At 71.2% G+C, this 16,528-nt stretch carries 19 protein-coding genes; 11 read left to right on the top strand and 8 right to left on the bottom strand.

The window, feature by feature from the left end; all coding sequences use genetic code 11:
• Positions 1-126 precede the first annotated feature (126 nt).
• Positions 127-1,491 carry an Nramp family divalent metal transporter gene (locus UW392_RS07600; protein WP_320774108.1) on the top strand — a complete coding sequence of 455 codons (1,365 nt, stop codon included), beginning with the start codon at positions 127-129 and terminating at the stop codon, positions 1,489-1,491.
• Here the strand turns inward: UW392_RS07600 and UW392_RS07595 are convergent.
• Together UW392_RS07595 and UW392_RS07590 are read right to left on the bottom strand one after the other, a co-directional pair.
• Positions 1,488-2,780, bottom strand: a complete 1,293-nt coding sequence (locus UW392_RS07595; protein WP_320774107.1) for a hypothetical protein — start codon at positions 2,778-2,780, stop codon at positions 1,488-1,490. The two genes, UW392_RS07600 and UW392_RS07595, sit on opposite strands and share 4 nt — an antisense overlap.
• Before the next feature lie 58 nt (positions 2,781-2,838).
• Positions 2,839-3,357: a SigE family RNA polymerase sigma factor gene (locus UW392_RS07590; protein WP_320774106.1), complete on the bottom strand. Its 519-nt coding sequence runs from the start codon at positions 3,355-3,357 to the stop codon at positions 2,839-2,841.
• Positions 3,358-3,547: 190 nt separating this feature from the next.
• Between UW392_RS07590 and UW392_RS07585 the strand changes: the two genes are divergently transcribed.
• Positions 3,548-4,021, top strand: coding sequence for a hypothetical protein (locus UW392_RS07585; RefSeq protein ID WP_320774105.1), 474 nt, complete (start codon positions 3,548-3,550; stop codon positions 4,019-4,021).
• A 15-nt stretch (positions 4,022-4,036) separates the two neighbouring features.
• Here UW392_RS07585 and UW392_RS07580 read toward each other — a convergent pair whose 3' ends face one another.
• The 3 genes from UW392_RS07580 to UW392_RS07570 are packed head-to-tail and all read right to left on the bottom strand — an operon-like array spanning position 4,037 to position 5,315.
• A complete protein-coding gene (locus UW392_RS07580; protein WP_320774104.1) occupies positions 4,037-4,234 on the bottom strand; it encodes a hypothetical protein in 198 nt (65 codons plus the stop codon).
• A 27-nt stretch (positions 4,235-4,261) separates the two neighbouring features.
• Entirely contained in the window at positions 4,262-4,453 is a 192-nt protein-coding gene (locus tag UW392_RS07575; RefSeq protein ID WP_320774103.1) for a hypothetical protein, read from the bottom strand.
• A gap of 10 nt (positions 4,454-4,463) precedes the next feature.
• A complete protein-coding gene (locus UW392_RS07570; RefSeq protein ID WP_320774102.1) occupies positions 4,464-5,315 on the bottom strand; it encodes a helix-turn-helix transcriptional regulator in 852 nt (283 codons plus the stop codon).
• Between the two features lie 226 nt (positions 5,316-5,541).
• On the opposite strand from UW392_RS07570, the gene UW392_RS07565 reads away from it, so the two are divergent.
• Positions 5,542-5,952: an ATP-binding protein gene (locus UW392_RS07565; protein WP_320774101.1), complete on the top strand. Its 411-nt coding sequence runs from the start codon at positions 5,542-5,544 to the stop codon at positions 5,950-5,952.
• A gap of 30 nt (positions 5,953-5,982) precedes the next feature.
• On the opposite strand, the gene UW392_RS07560 is transcribed toward UW392_RS07565, so the two are convergent.
• From UW392_RS07560 to UW392_RS07550, 3 genes are all read right to left on the bottom strand, one after another.
• Positions 5,983-6,240, bottom strand: a complete 258-nt coding sequence (locus UW392_RS07560; RefSeq protein ID WP_320774100.1) for a Txe/YoeB family addiction module toxin — start codon at positions 6,238-6,240, stop codon at positions 5,983-5,985.
• The gene (locus UW392_RS07555) at positions 6,237-6,506 is read right to left on the bottom strand and encodes a type II toxin-antitoxin system prevent-host-death family antitoxin (protein WP_320774099.1); all 270 of its coding nucleotides are present in this window, start codon (positions 6,504-6,506) and stop codon (positions 6,237-6,239) included. Before UW392_RS07555 ends, UW392_RS07560 begins: the two co-directional genes overlap by 4 nt.
• A 143-nt stretch (positions 6,507-6,649) precedes the next feature.
• The gene (locus UW392_RS07550) at positions 6,650-8,380 is read right to left on the bottom strand and encodes a glycoside hydrolase family 18 protein (protein ID WP_320774098.1); all 1,731 of its coding nucleotides are present in this window, start codon (positions 8,378-8,380) and stop codon (positions 6,650-6,652) included.
• A gap of 390 nt (positions 8,381-8,770) precedes the next feature.
• Here UW392_RS07550 and UW392_RS07545 point away from each other — a divergent pair, with 390 nt between their 5' ends.
• The 8 genes from UW392_RS07545 to UW392_RS07510 form a co-directional block, all read left to right on the top strand.
• Positions 8,771-9,643 (top strand): hypothetical protein, encoded by an 873-nt coding sequence (locus UW392_RS07545; protein WP_320774097.1) that lies wholly within the window; start codon positions 8,771-8,773, stop codon positions 9,641-9,643.
• Positions 9,644-9,701: 58 nt separating this feature from the next.
• Entirely contained in the window at positions 9,702-10,418 is a 717-nt protein-coding gene (gene cpaB, locus UW392_RS07540) for a Flp pilus assembly protein CpaB (protein WP_320774096.1), read from the top strand.
• Between the two features lie 48 nt (positions 10,419-10,466).
• Positions 10,467-12,086 (top strand): AAA family ATPase, encoded by a 1,620-nt coding sequence (locus UW392_RS07535; protein WP_320774095.1) that lies wholly within the window; start codon positions 10,467-10,469, stop codon positions 12,084-12,086.
• Positions 12,087-12,103: 17 nt separating this feature from the next.
• Entirely contained in the window at positions 12,104-12,493 is a 390-nt protein-coding gene (locus tag UW392_RS07530; protein WP_320774094.1) for a TadE/TadG family type IV pilus assembly protein, read from the top strand.
• Positions 12,494-12,524: 31 nt separating this feature from the next.
• A complete protein-coding gene (locus UW392_RS07525) occupies positions 12,525-13,871 on the top strand; it encodes a CpaF family protein (protein WP_320774093.1) in 1,347 nt (448 codons plus the stop codon).
• Entirely contained in the window at positions 13,868-14,812 is a 945-nt protein-coding gene (locus tag UW392_RS07520) for a type II secretion system F family protein (protein ID WP_320774092.1), read from the top strand. Before UW392_RS07525 ends, UW392_RS07520 begins: the two co-directional genes overlap by 4 nt.
• 19 nt (positions 14,813-14,831) lie before the next feature.
• Positions 14,832-15,722: a DUF5936 domain-containing protein gene (locus UW392_RS07515; RefSeq protein WP_320774091.1), complete on the top strand. Its 891-nt coding sequence runs from the start codon at positions 14,832-14,834 to the stop codon at positions 15,720-15,722.
• On the top strand, positions 15,719-16,528 hold an 810-nt coding region (locus UW392_RS07510; protein ID WP_320774090.1), incomplete at its 3' end, for a histidine kinase. The genes UW392_RS07515 and UW392_RS07510, both read left to right, overlap by 4 nt.

Raw genomic sequence — 16,528 nt, 5'->3', positions numbered from 1 at the left:
GGGCTGGGTCCGGCCATCCTGTCCTGTGTGCATCGCACACTGATCGCGCGGACAGGGCGTGACATGGCGTACGGATCGACGCACGCCCTCTTGTGCGCCCGTACGCTTTGCGCTTTCTTGATCGGCATGGCGGAGACCACCGGAGAGCAAGCGGGCAGCACGGGCGGCACGGACGGCACCAGAGCGGCTGCCGGGGCGGCTGCCGGGAAGGCAGGGGCAGGCCCCGACCCCCGCAAGTCCAGCTGGAAGTACATCGGACCGGGCATCGTCGTCGCCGCCACGGGCGTCGGCGCGGGCGACCTCGTCGCGACCCTCATCGCGGGCAGCAACTTCGGCTACACCCTCCTGTGGGCCGCGGTCATCGGCTGCCTCGTCAAGATCTCCCTGGCCGAGGCGGCGGGCCGCTGGCACCTGGCCACCGGCCGCACGCTCTTCGACGGCTGGGCGAGCCTCGGCCGCTGGACGACGTACTTCTTCGTGGTCTACGTCGTGATCTGGGGCTTCGTGTACGGCGCGGCGGCGATGTCGTCCAGCGCCCTCCCCCTCCAGGCGCTCTTCCCCGACGTCATGGACCTCGAGTGGTGGGGCATCCTCTGCGCGCTGGTGGGCCTGGTCTTCGTCTGGTTCAACAAGTACGCGGTCTTCGAGAAGGTCATGACGGTCCTGGTGGGCGTCATGTTCGTGGTGACGGTCTACCTGGCGATCCGCGTCACCCCCAACCTCGCCGACGCCTTCGCGGGCCTCCTCCCCGTCCTCCCCGACGAGAAGGACTCGGTCCTCAACACCCTCGGCCTGATCGGCGGCGTCGGCGGCACCATCACGCTCGCCGCGTACGGCTACTGGGTCAATGCCAAGGGCTGGACCGACACCGGCTGGATGAAGATCATGCGGCTCGACAACCGGGTCGCCTACCTCACGACCGGCATCTTCGTGATCGCGATGCTCTTCGTCGGCGCGGAACTCCTGCACTCCGCCGGCATCGCCCTCGCCAGCGGCGACAAGGGCCTGGTCCAGCTCGGCGACATCCTGGCGGACGAGTACGGCACGGCCACGGCGAAGTTCTTCCTGATCGGCTTCTTCGCCACGTCCTTCACCTCACTCATCGGCGTCTGGCACGGGGTGAGCCTGATGTTCGCGGACTTCGTGGAGCGCTACCGCAGCGGTGCCCGGGCCACCGGCGAGAAGGTCGCCTCGGGGGAGCGGGAGCGGTCGTGGCCGTTCCGCGCGTACCTCCTGTGGCTGACCTTCCCGCCCATGGTCCTGCTCTTCCAGGGCCAGCCCTTCCGCCTCGTCATCATCTACGGGGTGCTGGGCGCGGCGTTCATGCCCTTCCTCGCCCTGACCTTGATCTGGCTCCTCAACTCCTCCCGCACTCCGAGGGAGTGGCGGAACGGCCGGCTCAGCAACGCGATGCTGGGGATCGCGGGGCTGCTGTTCCTGGTGCTGTGCGTGAAGCAGGTGTGGGACCAGCCTTGGGGGGACTTCTTCTAGCGCAGCTGCTCCCACTCCTCGCTGAGGGCGATCTCCCGGAGCTGAGTCATGGTGAGGGCGGGGGCCTCGCGGGTCGGAGCGGTCTCCTGCGACCCGGAGTTGAAGGCACTGACCACGACCCGCAGACCGTCGGTACGCATGGTGTCGACGGTCCACATGACGAGTCCCGTGCCGGGCTTGTCCTCGCCCGGTCCCTGCCGGGTGGTCAGCTTCGTGCCGTCGGGCAGGACCTCGGCGCCGGACCCGAAGAGCTGGTCCGCGATGCTCTCTGTGTTGGGCTCCACGACCTCCGTGATGCCGGGCTGCACGTTGACCTGCACGAAGGTCTCGCCCTCGCCGTCGTCGACCACGACGTAGCCGTACTCGCCCCCGCCCCCGCCCCCGCCCGCCACTGCCTCCACATCCTGGGGCATCAGCCGGGTGAGCGTCTTCCGGACGCCGGCGTCGTCGGCGGCCGGGGGCGCCTCGGATCCGGGGCCCGAGGGTGCCGCCTTTCCTGGATCCGGGATGGCGTCGGCGACCGTACGCCACGCCGCGTCGGTGGCGATCCGCTTCAGCTCGTCGGGGGAGAGCGGAGGCTCGGGCCGCGTGATCGGGGCGTCCTTCTCGGCCTCGGCGTTCCACTCGGTCACCGTGACGTGGTGGCCCTCCGGGGTGACGAGGTCGACGAGCCACCGCTTGGTGTCCACGCGCCGGTCCGGGTACTCGTACCCCTGGAACAGCATGAGGACCGAGCCGTCGGGCAGCCGGGTGGTGGAGCAGCCGTCGTGCGGGACGAGCCTCTCGTCCGGGCAGGTGGTCACCTCACGGGCCGTGTCGCCGCCCGGCTCCACCCGGCCGAGGCTGACGGAGACCGCGCCTTTGCCGTCACCGTCGTCGTAGACGAGGTTCGCGTACGGGTTGAGCTCCGAGCCGGTGCCCCGCGCGTCCCCGCCGCTGACCTCTCCCTCGGGCAGCATGCCCTTGAGCGCGAGGAGCATCTCGTCGGCCGACACGGGCCGGGCCGCAGTGGTGGACGGGGACACGGACGGCGTGGGCGTCGGGTCGGCCGCCACGGAGTTCTGGCCCCGGTCGCCGCCGGGCAGGAGCAGGGTGCCCCCCACTCCGATGAGCGCGACCCCGGCGACGCCGCCCGCGACCAGGGATCGGCGCCGTCGCAGCAGACGGCGCCCCCGTACCTCACCTCCGGCGACCAGGGCCGTCCGGTCGGCTTCGAAGGTGCCGCCGGCCTGACGCAGCGCGTCGCCGAGCCGGTCCTCGAAGGGGTCCTCGTGCTGTTCCACGGGCATGGCAAAACCACCGTTCTGGTAACGGAGCGGATCAGTGAGTGGCGGATCGACAGGTCGTTCAGGGGGCCGCGTACTCGGCCAGGTCCTCACCGAGGAGCTCCCGCAGCCGGGCCAGCGCACGGACGCTGCGCGTGCGTACGGCGGCCGAGCTGGCGTTCATCACGGCGGCGGTCTCCTGCACGGAGCGGTCCTCCCAGTACCGCAGGACGACCACGGCCCGGTCCTTGGCGGGCAGCCGGGCCAGCGCCTGGAGCAGGGTGAGCCGCAGCGACGCGTCCGTCTCGGCACCATGCCGGCGGTCGGGAACGTCGGGGAACGTGTCGGTGGCCCGCTCGGAGCTCCAGCGGCGCCGCCGGTGCGCGAGGAAGGTCCGGGTGAGCACGGTCTGCGCGTACCCGGCGGGGTTGTCCGCCCGCGACACGCGCCCCCACTTCACGTACAGCCGTCCGAGGGTCTCCTGCACCAGGTCCTCGGCGAGATGGGTGTCCCCGCCGGTGAGCAGGCAGGCGGACCGGTAGAGGTGTGCCGCACGCGCCGCCGCGAACTCCGGATAACCGTCCGCGCGGACGTGTCTCATGTGTGCCCCCCTGGCTTCCCTGCGTCTCCGTGGTGCCGGCGCCACGCGACTTCACTTCTCTGATGCGGTGGACCCACAGGAATGTTTCACCCCCGGGCCCGGGGAACGTCCCCTGGTGGAGGAGGGGATACGGTGCATCGTCGTGGACGACGGCGACGAGACCGGGTCCCGAGACACGAGGGGAACGACGATGCAGCAGCCCGACGACGGACAGCAGTCACCGCCGCCCCCACCGCCCCCGTCGGCACCGCCCGGGTTCGGTCCTCCACCGCAGATGTACGGCACGCCCGCCCAGCCGTACGCGCCGCCGCAGCCGCAGGGGTACGCGCCACCGCCGCCCCCGCAGTACGCCGCCCCGTACCCGACGCCCCCGCAGGCGCCCACGGGACCGGAGTTCCTGGCCGTGGACCGGCACAACTCGATCGTGGTCGACGCCTCGGGCGTCGCCTTCGAGGACCACGGCGTGGGCATCGAGCTCCCGTGGCCCGAGATCCGCAGCGTCCACTACCGCCCGACCGGCAACGGCAAGGGCCTCATGATGGGGGTCGTCCACCTCGACGGCCGCTTCTACGAGTGCGTGGTCGACGCGAAGAGCCGGGACCGCAGCAACGAATGGGCCGCCCAGCTGCTCCCGGTGCTCCAGTTCTACCGACCGATGGGCTGAGGCCCGAGGGCCGGCTCAGAGCAGGTGATCGGCCTTGCCCGCCTTGATGTCGAGGATGAGCGTGCGGAGCGCTTCGCGGGTGTCGGTGAGGTAGGTGTGTTCGGCGCCGGCTATGGCGATGTAGGCGTTGCCGTCGGGGTCGGTGCCGAGGAGGAAGCAGCTGTTGCCTTCGCCGCAGAAGGGCTCTTCCCACGTGATCGAGTTGCGGTTCATGGGCCGTCTCCTGCCGGATGGGTGCGGTCAGAGCAAGTGGTCGGCCTTGCCCGCCTTGATGTCGAGGATGAGCGTGCGGAGCGCTTCGCGGGTGTCGGTGAGGTAGGTGTGTTCGGCGCCGGCTATGGCGATGTAGGCGTTGCCGTCGGGGTCGGTGCCGAGGAGGAAGCAAGCTGAGCCCTCGCCGCAGAACGGTTCTTCCCATGTGATGTCGGACATGGTCGTCTCCTCAGAGTTGTGTGGCGATGCTCTGGACGAAGGCGTGTGACTCCTCGGATGACAAGGCGCGCTGCTCCATCCAGTCCAGGTGGGTACGGTATTTGTTCAGCTGGGCCTCCTGGTGAAGGAACTCCGGGCCGTGCGTGCTGTCGATCTGTACGGTGTCGAGTTCGGGCACCGGGCCCTCCATGTAGACCACGGTCTGACCTGCTCCGGGGAACGCGCCCGCGCTGAACGGAATGACGCGCAGCGACACGTGGGGCCGTTCCGACATGGCCAGCAGGTGTTCGAGCTGTGCCCGGGCCACCTCGGGGCCACCGAACTGCATGCGTAGTGCCGCCTCGTGCAGTATCCCCACGTACTCGGTGGGATTGTCCCCGTCGAAGACCCGCTGACGCTCCAGGCGGTGTGCGAGTCGTAGTGCGATCTCGTGCTCGGGCAACGCCGGCAACACCGCCTTGAAGACGGCCTGGGCGTGGTCAGTGGTCTGCAGCAGGCCAGGCATGTGGATCACGTGCACGGTGCGCAGTCGCACAGCATCGTGTTCGAGTTCGGCGATGTCGAGAAGTCCGGCGGGCAGACTGCCCCGGTACCGCTCCCACCAGCCGCGCCGACCGAGCTGTGCCATGCCGACCAAGGCGTCGATGTACGGCTCGTCGTCACAGTCGCAGTTGCAGGCCAGCGTGCGGAGCCGCTCAGCGCTGATCGCCCGCGTTCCGGACTCGATGTTCGAAATCTTGCCCCGGTCCACGCCGAGCAGTCCAGCGGCGCTCTCGCCGGTCATGCCAGCGGCAGTGCGCATCCTGCGTACTTCCGCCCCCAACCTCTTCTGACGTTCCGTCGGGGATGTCCTCGCGGCCATGCCGTTCCTTTCGCCACGCTGCGCGGTGCTTGAGTTCTCCTGAACGCGGGGCAACCTAACCACCCCATGCCCTACAGTCAGTAATGCACAAGCTACACACAGCAGTTGGCAGTGCATCGCGCGAGCCTGCCCGCACACTCCTCCCCTGGGAGGGGTGGGCCCGCGTCAGGGAGACAAGCCACCAACCGCCGCGTACCCCACTCACCGCACCGATTCGGAGATCGCCATGTCCGAGACCCCGACCTGGCAGTGCAACCTCCAGCTGACCAACGACCTACGCGCCCCCCACATCGCCCGCCACACGATCCGCACCGCACTGCGTGGCCACGCGAGCCCACCGGACCTCACCGACACGGCCGAACTGCTGACCTCGGAGCTCGTCTCCAATGCCGTGAAGCACTCCGACGGCCCGGTCACCGTCAGACTCCGCTCCCGCCCGGAGGGCATCCGCGTCAACGTCCTGGACAATCACCCGGATCTCCCGAACCCCCTGCCCTGCACCACCGACCAGTCCTTCGGTCGCGGCCTCTACCTCGTGGAAAGCCTGGCGGACGCCTGGGGCCGCTACCCGGTGACCGGCCACTTCCGTGTGCCGGGCTGGAAGGTGGTGTGGTTCGAGCTGGCCGCGCGCGAGTGACACTCGTGCCTGACGGCAGCAGCGGGCGCGCTATTCGTAGTGGTAGCGCGCCTGCAACACGATCACTTCGTTGTCCTTGGGCAGGTACACCAGGCGGTGCTCGTCCGTGATGCGGCGCGACCACGCTCCGGCGAGGGCGTGCTTCAGGGGTTCCGGCTTGCCGATGCCTTCATAGGGGTCGCGGAGGGTGTCGTCGATGAGCCGGTTGACGCGCTTGAGGAGTTTGCGGTCAGCGGTCTGCCAGTGCACGTAGTCCGCCCAGCCCTGCCGGGTGAAGGCGAGCTTCACGGACGCTCCTCGTCGCTCTCGTCCCTGATCAGCTCGCGGCTCTCGTGGTCGCCGTCCAGGGCTTCCTGGTACGAGCGGAGCAGGCGGCGGGCGTTCGCGGGGGAGCGGAGCAGGTAGGCCGTCTCCTGGAGAGCCTCATACTCCTCGGCTGCCACCAGGTAGGCGCTGCCGTTCTTCGACACGATCTCTATGGCGCTGCGGTCGCTGTTGACCTCTTCGATCAGGGGGAACAGGCGACGGCGTGCCTCGCTGGCGGTGATGGACATGTCGCGGCCCCTTCTCGCAGTGGTACAAGAAACGGTACCACTTCTCCGAAAGGTGGGTGTGGGAGACGGCGCGCCGCCGGGGGGCGGGTCCGTGAGACACAACAGGATGCGGACCCCGGCGGCGCTCAGGAGCTCCGCCCCGCCTACGGCAACCCCCGCACGTGCGCCCCCACCGAGTTCGACCACGCGTTCCCCGCCAGCGCGTCCCAGTTGGTCGACCACGTCATCGCGCCGCGCAGGTCCGGGTAGGTCCGCGACGGCTTGAAGGAGCCGCAGTTCGTGCCCCGGGTCAGGCAGTCCAGGGCGGAGTTGACGACCGACGGGGCCACGTAACCGCTGCCCGCGCCCCGCGGTGAGGCCGGGACGCCGATGCCGACCTGGGACGGGGCGAGGCCGTTCTCCAGCTGGATGCAGGCCAGGGCCGTCAGGAAGTCCACGGACCCCTGGCTGTAGACCTTGCCGTCGCAGCCCAGCATCGAGCCGCTGTTGTAGTACTGCATGTTGACGACCGTGAGGATGTCCTTCACGTTCAGGGCCGTCCGGAAGTAGGAGTTCGACGTCGACTGCATGTCGATCGTCTGGGGCGCCATCGTGAGGATCATCGACGGGCCCGCCTTCGCGGAGAGCGCGCGCAGTGCCTGCGTCATGTACGTCGCGTTGAGGCCGTTCTCCAGGTCGATGTCGACGCCGTCGAAGCCGTACTCCTGCATCAGCGCGTACACCGAGTCCGCGAAGGCCGTCGCCGAGGCCGCGTCGTTCACCGTGACCGCGCCGAGCTCGCCGCCGATCGAGATGATCACCTTCTTGCCGGCCGCCTGCTTGGCCCGGACGTCCGCCTTGAACTGGCTCACCGTGTAGCCGCCGAGGCCCGCCGAGTCCAGGTTGAAGGTCACGCGGCCCGGCGTCGCCGTCGCGTCGGCGAACGCCACCGCGATGATGTCGTACGCGGACTGGACCTGCGACAGGCGCTGTACCGTCGCGCCGTTGTCGAAGTTCTGCCAGTAACCGGTCACCGCGTGCCGCGGCAGGCCGTTGCCGTTCCCGCTGTCACCGGAGCGCGTCGTCCCCGTCACCGTCGCCGACCGCACCGACTCGCCCGCCGCGTTCGTCGCCGTGATCTGGAAGGTGTACGACGTCGAGGCCGCCAGGCCCGTCACCGTCGCCGAGGTGCCCGTCACCGCCTGCGCCCTCGTGCCGCCCCGGTAGACGGTGTAGCCCGTCGCACCCGCGACCGGGTTCCAGGCCAGCGAGACGGACGAGGGCGTCGTGCCCGACACCGACACGCCCGTCGGCGCCGCCGGAACCACCGGGTCCGGGTCGCCGCCGTCGCCCCCGCCGCCGTCCGGGCCGAAGACCGAGACGTCGTCCACGTGGTACGCCGCCTGCCCGTACCAGCCGTGCGTGTAGACCGTCACGGACGTCGTCGACGCGCCCGTGGTGAAGGTCGTGCGCAGTTGCTTCCAGGCGGACGTGTCCGGTGTCCAGGTCGACACGTCCGTCGTCCCGGTGCCGGTCGCGCCCAGGTACGCGTACCCGCCCTGCACCCAGGCGCTCAGCGTGTAGGTCGAACCGGGCCGGACCGCCACCGTCTGGGCGCACCTGGCGTTGTCCTGGCCCGCCGGCGTGGCCTTGAGTGCGGCCGCGCCGCCGTGCACGGGCGCGGCGACGGTCGTACCGCTGCCCGCCGAGCAGGTCCAGTCGCGGAGGCCGGACTCGAAGCCCGCGTTGCGCGCGTTGTTGACGTCCGCGGCGGACGCCGGTCCGGCCGCGGTGAGGGTCAGGCCGGTCGCGGCCAGCACGGCGGTGAGGGCACCCGCCGCCCAGCGTCTGCGTCCGGACAGGGGTCTGCGGGGCGTGCGTGATCTGCGGTGCACTGGTGCCTCCGGTGGGGGAGTGGAGGGAGTGGGACGTGGGGGATCCGGGTCGGTGGCCACCGCTGGACCGCTGAGGGTCCGCTTCCAAGTTGGTCTATACCAATACTGTTGTCAAGGTGCTCGTCCCCTCAATCACCCGAGCGCTCAACGCAGTTGAGTCCTTCATGACTCACTCTGCGTGGACGCGGTCCGCACCTTCTGTGAGTCGATCAAGGAGATTCGGTGTTGAGCGGGGCATGCCGTGGATATGGTGCTCGTGCAGGACGTTGCGAAAGCTCGTCACAGGGACGCACGAAACTGTGACGAATTCGAGCGATACGTAGGCGAACGAGGGCGATCTGAGGCGGTGGTCGACCACCCCGCCGCAGTGAGAACGGGGTGGTGTGCACGGTGCCGACCGCGATAGCCGTCACCAGTTCCGATCTGGTGCTCCCGCCCCTGGACCGGCAGACCCCGCCCGCCGTCGTCCAGCCGCAGGACACGCTGGAGGACTCCCTCCTCGGGATGCACGCGCTCGTCGAGCAGCACGGGTACCTCGTCGCGCTGTACTCGTCCTCCGGTGACCGGACCGCCGCCCAGCGTCTGCACACGGTGCGTTCCGTGCTCGAGAGTGACCGGATCGCGCTGGTCGATGTCGATCTGCCGCCGCTCGGGCTCGCGTTGCTGTCCCAGCAGTTACGGCAGCTGTCCGCTTGTGACTTCAGCCCGGGGGTGCTCGCCTCCTCCGCACGCCTCCTCGCCCACTACATCTACTCGGGCGCCCTCCTCGGCTCGGTGGCCAAGCTGGACCGCGTGCCGGTGTCCCTGAAGTCGCACGCCAAGTCGTGGATGCCGGGCGCCCAGTTCGCCGTACTGGCCAATCCGCGCCCCCAGCTGGTGCGCGTCGGGGAGGGCGACCTCACCGGGCCCGAGTTCGGTACGCGGCTGCTCGTCGCGACCGGGCAGGCCCCCTCCGACTGGGTGACCTCGACGCTCGCCCCCGCCTGGCAGGTCCAGGGCGTCGCGAACGTCCCGCTGCCCGACGGCTCCGCGCGCTGGTGGGGGACCGGGAAACTCGTCGAGTTCACCGCCGGACTGTACGACGTCTCCGTGCTCCACCAGCTCGTCTCCTCCGTACGCCGGGAGCGCTGCCACTGGTGCGGGCTGGAACTCATCGGCGACCGCTGCGGGTTCTGCGCGGCGCCGCTCACCGACCTCCCGCCACCGCCGAGTGCCGCGCCGACGGCAGCGGCCGTACGCGCCCTGCCCCGAGGCGCCACATGACCAGTACCGCGCGTTCCACGACCCGCCCGTCCCCGCCCCCAACGAGGTTGTCCGCGTCATGAACTCACGCCAGCGCCGCGGCGTCATCCTGCTGGTCCTCTCGGTCCTCTGCGCCCTCGGGGCCTTCGTCGGGGTGCTCTCGGTGATCCGCGACGTGAACGGGAAGGTGGGCCCGGAGGTCCCGGCGTACCGGCTGAAGGCCGACATCGCGCCGTACAAGGAACTGAACGCCGGCCAGTTCGAGCGGATCACGATGCCGGAGCGGTGGCTGTCCGACACGGCCGTCACCGATCTCGCCGACATCCGCGGGAAGATCGCCGTGACCCGGCTGGAGGCGGGGTCCCTGCTCCAGAGCGACATGGTCGTCGACCGGCCCGGACTCGAGACCGGGCAGCAGGAGATCGCCATCATGATCGACGCGTCCACCGGTGTCGCGGGCAAGATCAACCCGGGGTCGAGGGTCAACATCTTCGCCACCTTCGCGGCCGACGACAGCGACACCGGCGCCGACCAGTCCAAGCTGATCGTCTCCGGCGCCCGCGTCCTGGACGTCGGCAGGCTGACCGCCCTGGAACCCGGGCAGTCCAGCAACGACCGGCGCCGCACCGCCACCGAGGCCGTCCCCATCACCTTCGCCCTCGGCACCACGGACGCCCAGCGCGTCGCGTACGCCGAGTCGTTCGCCGAGCACGTCCGCCTCGCCCTGGTCGCGGGCGGCGACGACACGACCGTCAGCCCCGGCGACCGCACGTACACCCTCGACGAGGACAAGTAGGAGGCCGCGCATGACGCTCGCCCGTCACCTCCCCGCGGGGCCGTGCCCATGACCATCCGCATCCTCCCCGCCGTCGGGGACATCGACTCCGCCCGCGCGCTGACCACCCTCCTCAGCCAGCTCGCGGACGCCGAACCGGCACCCCCGGTCCCGGACTCCACCGCCCTGCTCGACACCCTCGCGCGCCTCGCCGCCGAGTCCCTCGACGAGCTGCCCGACGTCGTCCTCGTGCACGAGCGGATCGGCCCCGTACCGGCCCTGGACCTCATCCGCGACCTGGTCATGCGCTTCCCGGCGGTCGGCGTCGTGCTCATCACCGCCGACACCAGCACGGGCGTGCTGACGGCCGCCATGGACTCCGGAGCCCGTGGCATCGTCACCCTGCCCCTCGGCTACGAGGCCCTCGCCGAACGCGTCCAGGCCGCCGCGTCCTGGTCCGCCGGCATGCGGCGCCACCTCGGCACGAGCGCCCCCGAGCTGTACACCGGACCCGGCGGCACCCTCGTCACCGTCACCGGCGCGAAGGGCGGCGTCGGCACCACCGTCACCGCCGTCCACCTGGCCCTCGCGGCCCGCGCCTCCGGCCGTACGGTCGCGCTGCTCGACCTCGACCTCCAGTCCGGCGACGTCGCCTCCTACCTGGACGTCCAGTTCCGCCGGTCCGTCGCCGACCTCGCCGGGATCACGGACATCAACCCGCGCGTCCTCCAGGAGGCGGTCTACACCCACGACACCGGCCTCGCCCTGCTCCTCGCCCCCGCCGAGGGCGAACGCGGCGAGGAGGTCACCGACCGGGTGACCCGCCAGATCGTCAGCGCCCTGCGCGCCCGGCACGACCTGGTGGTCGTCGACTGCGGCTCCCGCATGGACGCGGCGACCGCGGCCGCCGTGGAGATGGCCGACCAGGCGCTGCTCCTCGTCACCCCGGACGTGGTCGCGGTCCGCGCCGCCAAGCGCATGGTCCGCCTCTGGGACCGGCTCCAGATCCGCAAGGCCGAGGAGACCCTCACCGTCGTCAACCGGCACTCCCGGGCCACCGAGCTCCAGCCCTCTCTGGTGGAGAAGGTCACCGGCACCAAGGTGGCCTCCGTCACCGTCCCCGCCGCCTTCAAGGAGCTCCAGTCGGTCGTCGACGCGGGTCGGCTCCAGGACCTGGAGGCCCGCTCCACCGTCAAGCAGGCCCTGTGGTCGCTGGCCGGGGAGCTCGGGCTGGTCAAGGCGCAGGAGGGCGGGGGCGGCGGCGGCCGGCGCCGCAAGCCGTCCGGCGACCGGGGCGCGCTGGCGCTGCGCCGCAGGGGCGGCGACCGCGGCTCGGTGACCCTGGAGTTCGCGGGCGTCTTCCCGCTGGTCCTGGTGGTCATGGCGATCCTGTGGCAGTGCGTGCTGTACGGCTACACGTACTCCGTCGCGGGCAACGCGGCGGACGAGGCGGCGCGGGCGGCGACGGCGGCGTACGCGGTGGACGGTGACTACGGCGGCGCCTGCGAGTCCGCCGGGGGCACGCACGTCCCGGGCGCCTGGACCGCGGACTTCTCCTGCGGCGCCGAGGGCTCCGTCATGAAGGCCACGGTCAGCGCCCAGGTGCCGCTCTTCTTCCCCGGCTTCGACCCGGGCCTCATGCCGGAGGTCGAGGCCGAGGCGGGGGCCGCGCTGGAGGGGAACGGCTGATGCGGGGAGCGCGGGGCGTGAGGGGCGTGAGGGGGCTGCTCGAGCGCGTCCGGCGGCGGTCACGGAACGACCGGGGCGTCTCCCTGCTGGAGTTCGCCGGCTTCCTGCCGATCCTGCTGGTGGTCGGGATGGCCGGCATCCAGCTCGGGCTGATCGGGTACGGGGCGAGCCAGGCGGGCACGGCCGCCCGCGCCGCCGCCCGCGCCGAGTCCCTGGAGCCCGGCACGGGCGCGGCGGCGGGCCAGGCGGCGGCCAGCGGCTGGCTGAACGCCGCGGTCTCCCCGGGCGGCGGGGGCGGCGACACCACCACCGCGTCCGTGACCGTCACCGTCCCCTCGGTCATCCCCCTGTTCGACGACGTGACACTGACCCGGGACGTGACCATGCCCAACGACGACGACCAGTGATCCGCCGTACGGCCGAGAGGAGTTGACACAAGTGAGCCTGCGATCCCGTATGGCCGCCCCCGCCGCCGAGGTGGGGGGAGCCGGGCGCGAGGACGGACACCTCGTACCCGTCTACCGGGCCAAGCTCCTCGAGGAGATCGACCTCGCCGAGATGTCGAGCCTCGCGGCCACCGAGCGCCGGGCCCGCCTGGAGCGCGTCCTCGGCCACATCATCAGCCGCGAGGGCCCGGTGCTCTCGTCCGCCGAGCGCTCGCAGCTCATCCGGCGCGTCGTGGACGAGGCACTCGGCCTGGGCGTCCTCGAACCGCTCCTCGCCGACGCGTCCATCACCGAGATCATGGTCAACGGCCCCGACTCGATCTTCGTGGAGCGCTCCGGACGGGTCGAACAGCTCCCCCTCCGCTTCGCCTCCACCGAGCAGCTGATGCAGACCATCGAACGCATCGTGTCGACCGTGAACCGGCGCGTCGACGAGTCCAACCCCATGGTCGACGCCCGCCTGCCCACCGGCGAGCGCGTCAACGTGATCATTCCGCCGCTCTCCCTCTCCGGCCCCACCCTCACCATCCGCCGCTTCCCCCGCGCGTACACGCTCCCCGAGCTGATCGGTCTCGGCTCGCTCGACGAGCAGATGCTGATGCTGCTCGCCGCGTTCGTCCGGGCCCGCTTCAACGTCATCGTCAGCGGCGGTACCGGCACCGGCAAGACCACCCTCCTCAACGCCCTCTCCGGGCTCATCTCGGCCCACGAGCGCATCATCACCATCGAGGACTCCGCCGAGCTCCAGCTCCAGCAGGAGCACGTCATCCCGCTGGAGTCCCGGCCCCCGAACGTGGAGGGCAAGGGCCAGGTCACCATCCGCGACCTGGTCCGCAACTCGCTGCGCATGCGCCCCGACCGGATCATCGTCGGTGAGGTGCGCGGCGGCGAGACCCTCGACATGCTCCAGGCCATGTCGACCGGCCACGACGGCTCGCTGGCCACCGTCCACGCCAACTCCGCCGAGGACGCGCTGATGCGCCTGCAGACCCTCGGCTCCATGTCCGAGGTGCTGATCCCCTTCGAGGCGCTCAAGGACCAGATCAACTCGGCGGTCGACGTCGTCGTCCAGCTCACCCGCTTCGCCGATGGCTCCCGCAGGATCACGGAGATCGCCCTGGTCGTCTCGCACGGCCGTGAGCAGTTCCGCATCGCGACCGTCTCCCGGTTCGTGTCGCGGCCCCTCGGCCCCGACCGCGTCGTCCACGGCCACTTCGAACACCTGCCGGTGCCCCGGCCGGTCGCGGAGAAGCTGTACACGGCCAACGAGCCGCTGCCGCCCGCGTTCGGCGTCGCGGAGGCCATCGACACCATCGCCACCAGGCAGGCCATCGGATGACCACCAACGCCACCCTCCTCGCGCTCGGCGCCACCGTGCTGTGCCTCGCGCTCGCGATAGCCGGCGTGCACACGTACGCCTCCGGTCGCGCCCAGCGCCAGGCCCTCGCCGACCGCATCGCCGGCACGGCGCCCGCGCTGACGGCGGGCGGCCGCGTCCGCCGCTTCCGCGCCGTCGACCGCCGGCTGCGCCGTACCCGCCTCGGCCGCGCGGTCCACCTCCGGCTCTCGGCGACGGGCCTGGACCTGACGGTGGGCGAGTTCGTCAGTTACGTGGCCGCGGTCGTCGTCGCCCTCTGGCTGATCGCCGCGGCCGCCCTGGCGCCGTTCTTCGGCCCGATCGCCGCACTGATCGCCGTCTGGGGCGCGGCCGTCTTCCTCAACTGGCAGCGGCAGAAGCGCATCGAGGCCTTCATCAACCAGCTCCCCGACGTGGCCCGCCTCCTCGCCAACGCCACCGCCGCGGGCCTCGCCCTGCGCACGGCCCTGGCGATGGCGGCGGAGGAACTGGAGGCCCCGGCGGGCGAGGAGCTCGCCCGGGTGGCCGACCAGCTCTCCCTGGGCCGCTCGGTCGACGACGCGCTCGGCGAGCTGGCCGAGCGGCTGCCCTCCCGCGAGCTGGTCGTCCTCGTCACCACCCTCGTCCTGTCCAACCGGGCGGGCGGCTCGGTGGTCGGCTCGCTGCGCAACCTCACCCAGACCCTGGAGGACCGGAAGGAGACCCGGCGCGAGGTCCGCACGATGCTCTCCGAGGTCAACGCCACCGCCTTCACGGTGCCGCTGCTCGGCCTCGGCTCCCTCGTGCTGATCAACTCCTCGAACGAGGGCGCCCTCGCCCGGGTCACCGGCTCCCCGCTCGGCCAGATCCTGGTGCTGGTCTCGATCGGCCTCTATACGGTCGGCTTCTTCGTCATCCGCCGCCTAGGCAAGATCGAAGTCTGAGAGGGGGACGAGTCCCGCCATGCTGCCCCTGCTCCTCGCCCTGCTGATGGCCGCCGCGGTTGCGGGCGCCCTGCTCGGCATCCGCATGATCCGGGCCGAGGCCAAGCTCCCCGGCGACCTGGCCCTCGCACTGGAGGTCGGCGGAACCCGCGTCTCCAAGGCGGACTCGGCCGTCGACCGCCTGGGCATGCGCTTCGCGCCCCTCGTCCTCCGCCTGATGGGCCCCCGCCGCGTCGACGCCAAGCGCCGCCGCATCGACATGGCGGGCAACCCGGGCGGCCTGACCCTGAACCGCTACGCGGCCCGCCGCGCCGTCTACGGCTTCTTCGGCGCCTTCATGGGCCTGGTCTTCCTCACAGGCGGCCGGCCGCTGTTCGCCGCCGCCACGTTCGCCTTCGGCCTGCTGGCCGCGGACGCGCTGATCTGGCAGGCCGTACGCGATCGCAAGGACGTCATCGACCGCACCCTCCCGGACTTCCTGGACGTCCTCGCGGTCGTGGTCTCGGCGGGCCTCGGTTTCCGCCAGGCCCTGGACCGGGTGGCGGAGAAGTACGAGGGCCCCTGGGCCGACGAACTGCGCATCACCCTGCGCCAGATGGACATGGGCGTCAGCCGCCGCCAGGCCTTCGACGAGCTCCGCAGGCGCAACTCCTCCGAACAGGTCGCCCAGTTCGTGTCGGCCCTCCAGCAGGGCGAGGAACTCGGCTCCCCGATCGCGGACACGCTGATCCAGCTCGCCACCGACATGCGCCGCACGGACGCCCAGAACGCCAGACGCCGCGCCGCCAAGACCGTCCCCAAGGCGACCATGGTGACCCTCGTCTTCATGCTCCCCGCCACGATGATCCTCATCGCGACGGGCATGTTCCTGGGCTCGGGCACGAACTTCGGCGAGATCCTGGGCCGATGACCGGACTCGGACGGGGTGCGCCCTCGGGGTACCTGGCGGACGACGCCCCCGCACCCGCCAGCCTCCGCCTCCGGCTCAACGCCCTGCAGGCCCTCTGCCGCCAGACGATCGCGGTCCGTCTCGCGGCACTGTTCATCGGCACCCCGTTCGCGATGGCGGGCGCCGCGGACGGCGCCCCGAGGTACGCGGTGCTCGTCGCCGCGGTCCTCGGCATCATGGGCTCGTACGCCATGCTCAGGGACTGGGACCGTTTCGGCCCCCGGCTCCTCGCGCACCCCACCCTCATGGCCCTGGACCTCGTCCTCGGCGCGGTCCTCCTCCTCACCGCGTCCCCGGCCTCCCCCCTCGCGTACGCGACGGTCTGCACCCCGCTCCTCGCGGGCCTCCTCTACGGCTGGCGCGGCGCCGGACTCTTCACCGGCCTGCAACTGACGGTCCTGGTGACCGTGTACCGCGCCTGGGAACACCGCCCCGGCGCAGCCACCAACACCCTCCTCATCCTCGGCTTCTGCGTGGGCGCGGGGGTGATCGGCGTGACCCTCCGCAACCTCCTCTTCCGCTTCGGCACGGCGACGGAAGCCCTCGCGGAGGCCACCTCCCGCCTCGCCGTCGCGGAGGCCGTGGAGTCGGAACGCGCCCGGCTGGCCCGCGAACTGCACGACTCGGTGACCAAGACCCTGCACGGCCTGGCCCTGGCGGCGGACGCCCTGTCGGCGTCGGCGTCCCGCTCGGCCGACCCGCGTGTCCTGGGCGAACAGGCCGAACTGGTGGCGTCGGCGGCGCGCCGGGCCGCGGCGGAGTCCCGC

Source organism: Streptomyces sp. CRN 30 (assembly GCF_034105845.1).
The sequence above is the reverse complement of the archived record's forward strand: the minus strand, read 5'-3'. Positions and strand labels throughout refer to the sequence as shown.

Coding starts and splice junctions, on each gene's coding strand:
- UW392_RS07555 (WP_320774099.1), bottom strand. CDS start 6,506: ATGTCCATCACCGCCAGCGAGGCACGCCGTCGCCTGTTCCCCCTGATC.
- UW392_RS07585 (WP_320774105.1), top strand. CDS start 3,548: ATGCAGCAGCCCGACGACGGACAGCAGTCACCGCCGCCCCCACCGCCC.
- UW392_RS07600 (WP_320774108.1), top strand. CDS start 127: ATGGCGGAGACCACCGGAGAGCAAGCGGGCAGCACGGGCGGCACGGAC.
- UW392_RS07535 (WP_320774095.1), top strand. CDS start 10,467: ATGACCATCCGCATCCTCCCCGCCGTCGGGGACATCGACTCCGCCCGC.
- UW392_RS07595 (WP_320774107.1), bottom strand. CDS start 2,780: ATGCCCGTGGAACAGCACGAGGACCCCTTCGAGGACCGGCTCGGCGAC.
- UW392_RS07570 (WP_320774102.1), bottom strand. CDS start 5,315: ATGGCCGCGAGGACATCCCCGACGGAACGTCAGAAGAGGTTGGGGGCG.
- UW392_RS07575 (WP_320774103.1), bottom strand. CDS start 4,453: ATGTCCGACATCACATGGGAAGAACCGTTCTGCGGCGAGGGCTCAGCT.
- cpaB (WP_320774096.1), top strand. CDS start 9,702: ATGAACTCACGCCAGCGCCGCGGCGTCATCCTGCTGGTCCTCTCGGTC.
- UW392_RS07520 (WP_320774092.1), top strand. CDS start 13,868: ATGACCACCAACGCCACCCTCCTCGCGCTCGGCGCCACCGTGCTGTGC.
- UW392_RS07565 (WP_320774101.1), top strand. CDS start 5,542: ATGTCCGAGACCCCGACCTGGCAGTGCAACCTCCAGCTGACCAACGAC.
- UW392_RS07590 (WP_320774106.1), bottom strand. CDS start 3,357: ATGAGACACGTCCGCGCGGACGGTTATCCGGAGTTCGCGGCGGCGCGT.
- UW392_RS07515 (WP_320774091.1), top strand. CDS start 14,832: ATGCTGCCCCTGCTCCTCGCCCTGCTGATGGCCGCCGCGGTTGCGGGC.
- UW392_RS07580 (WP_320774104.1), bottom strand. CDS start 4,234: ATGAACCGCAACTCGATCACGTGGGAAGAGCCCTTCTGCGGCGAAGGC.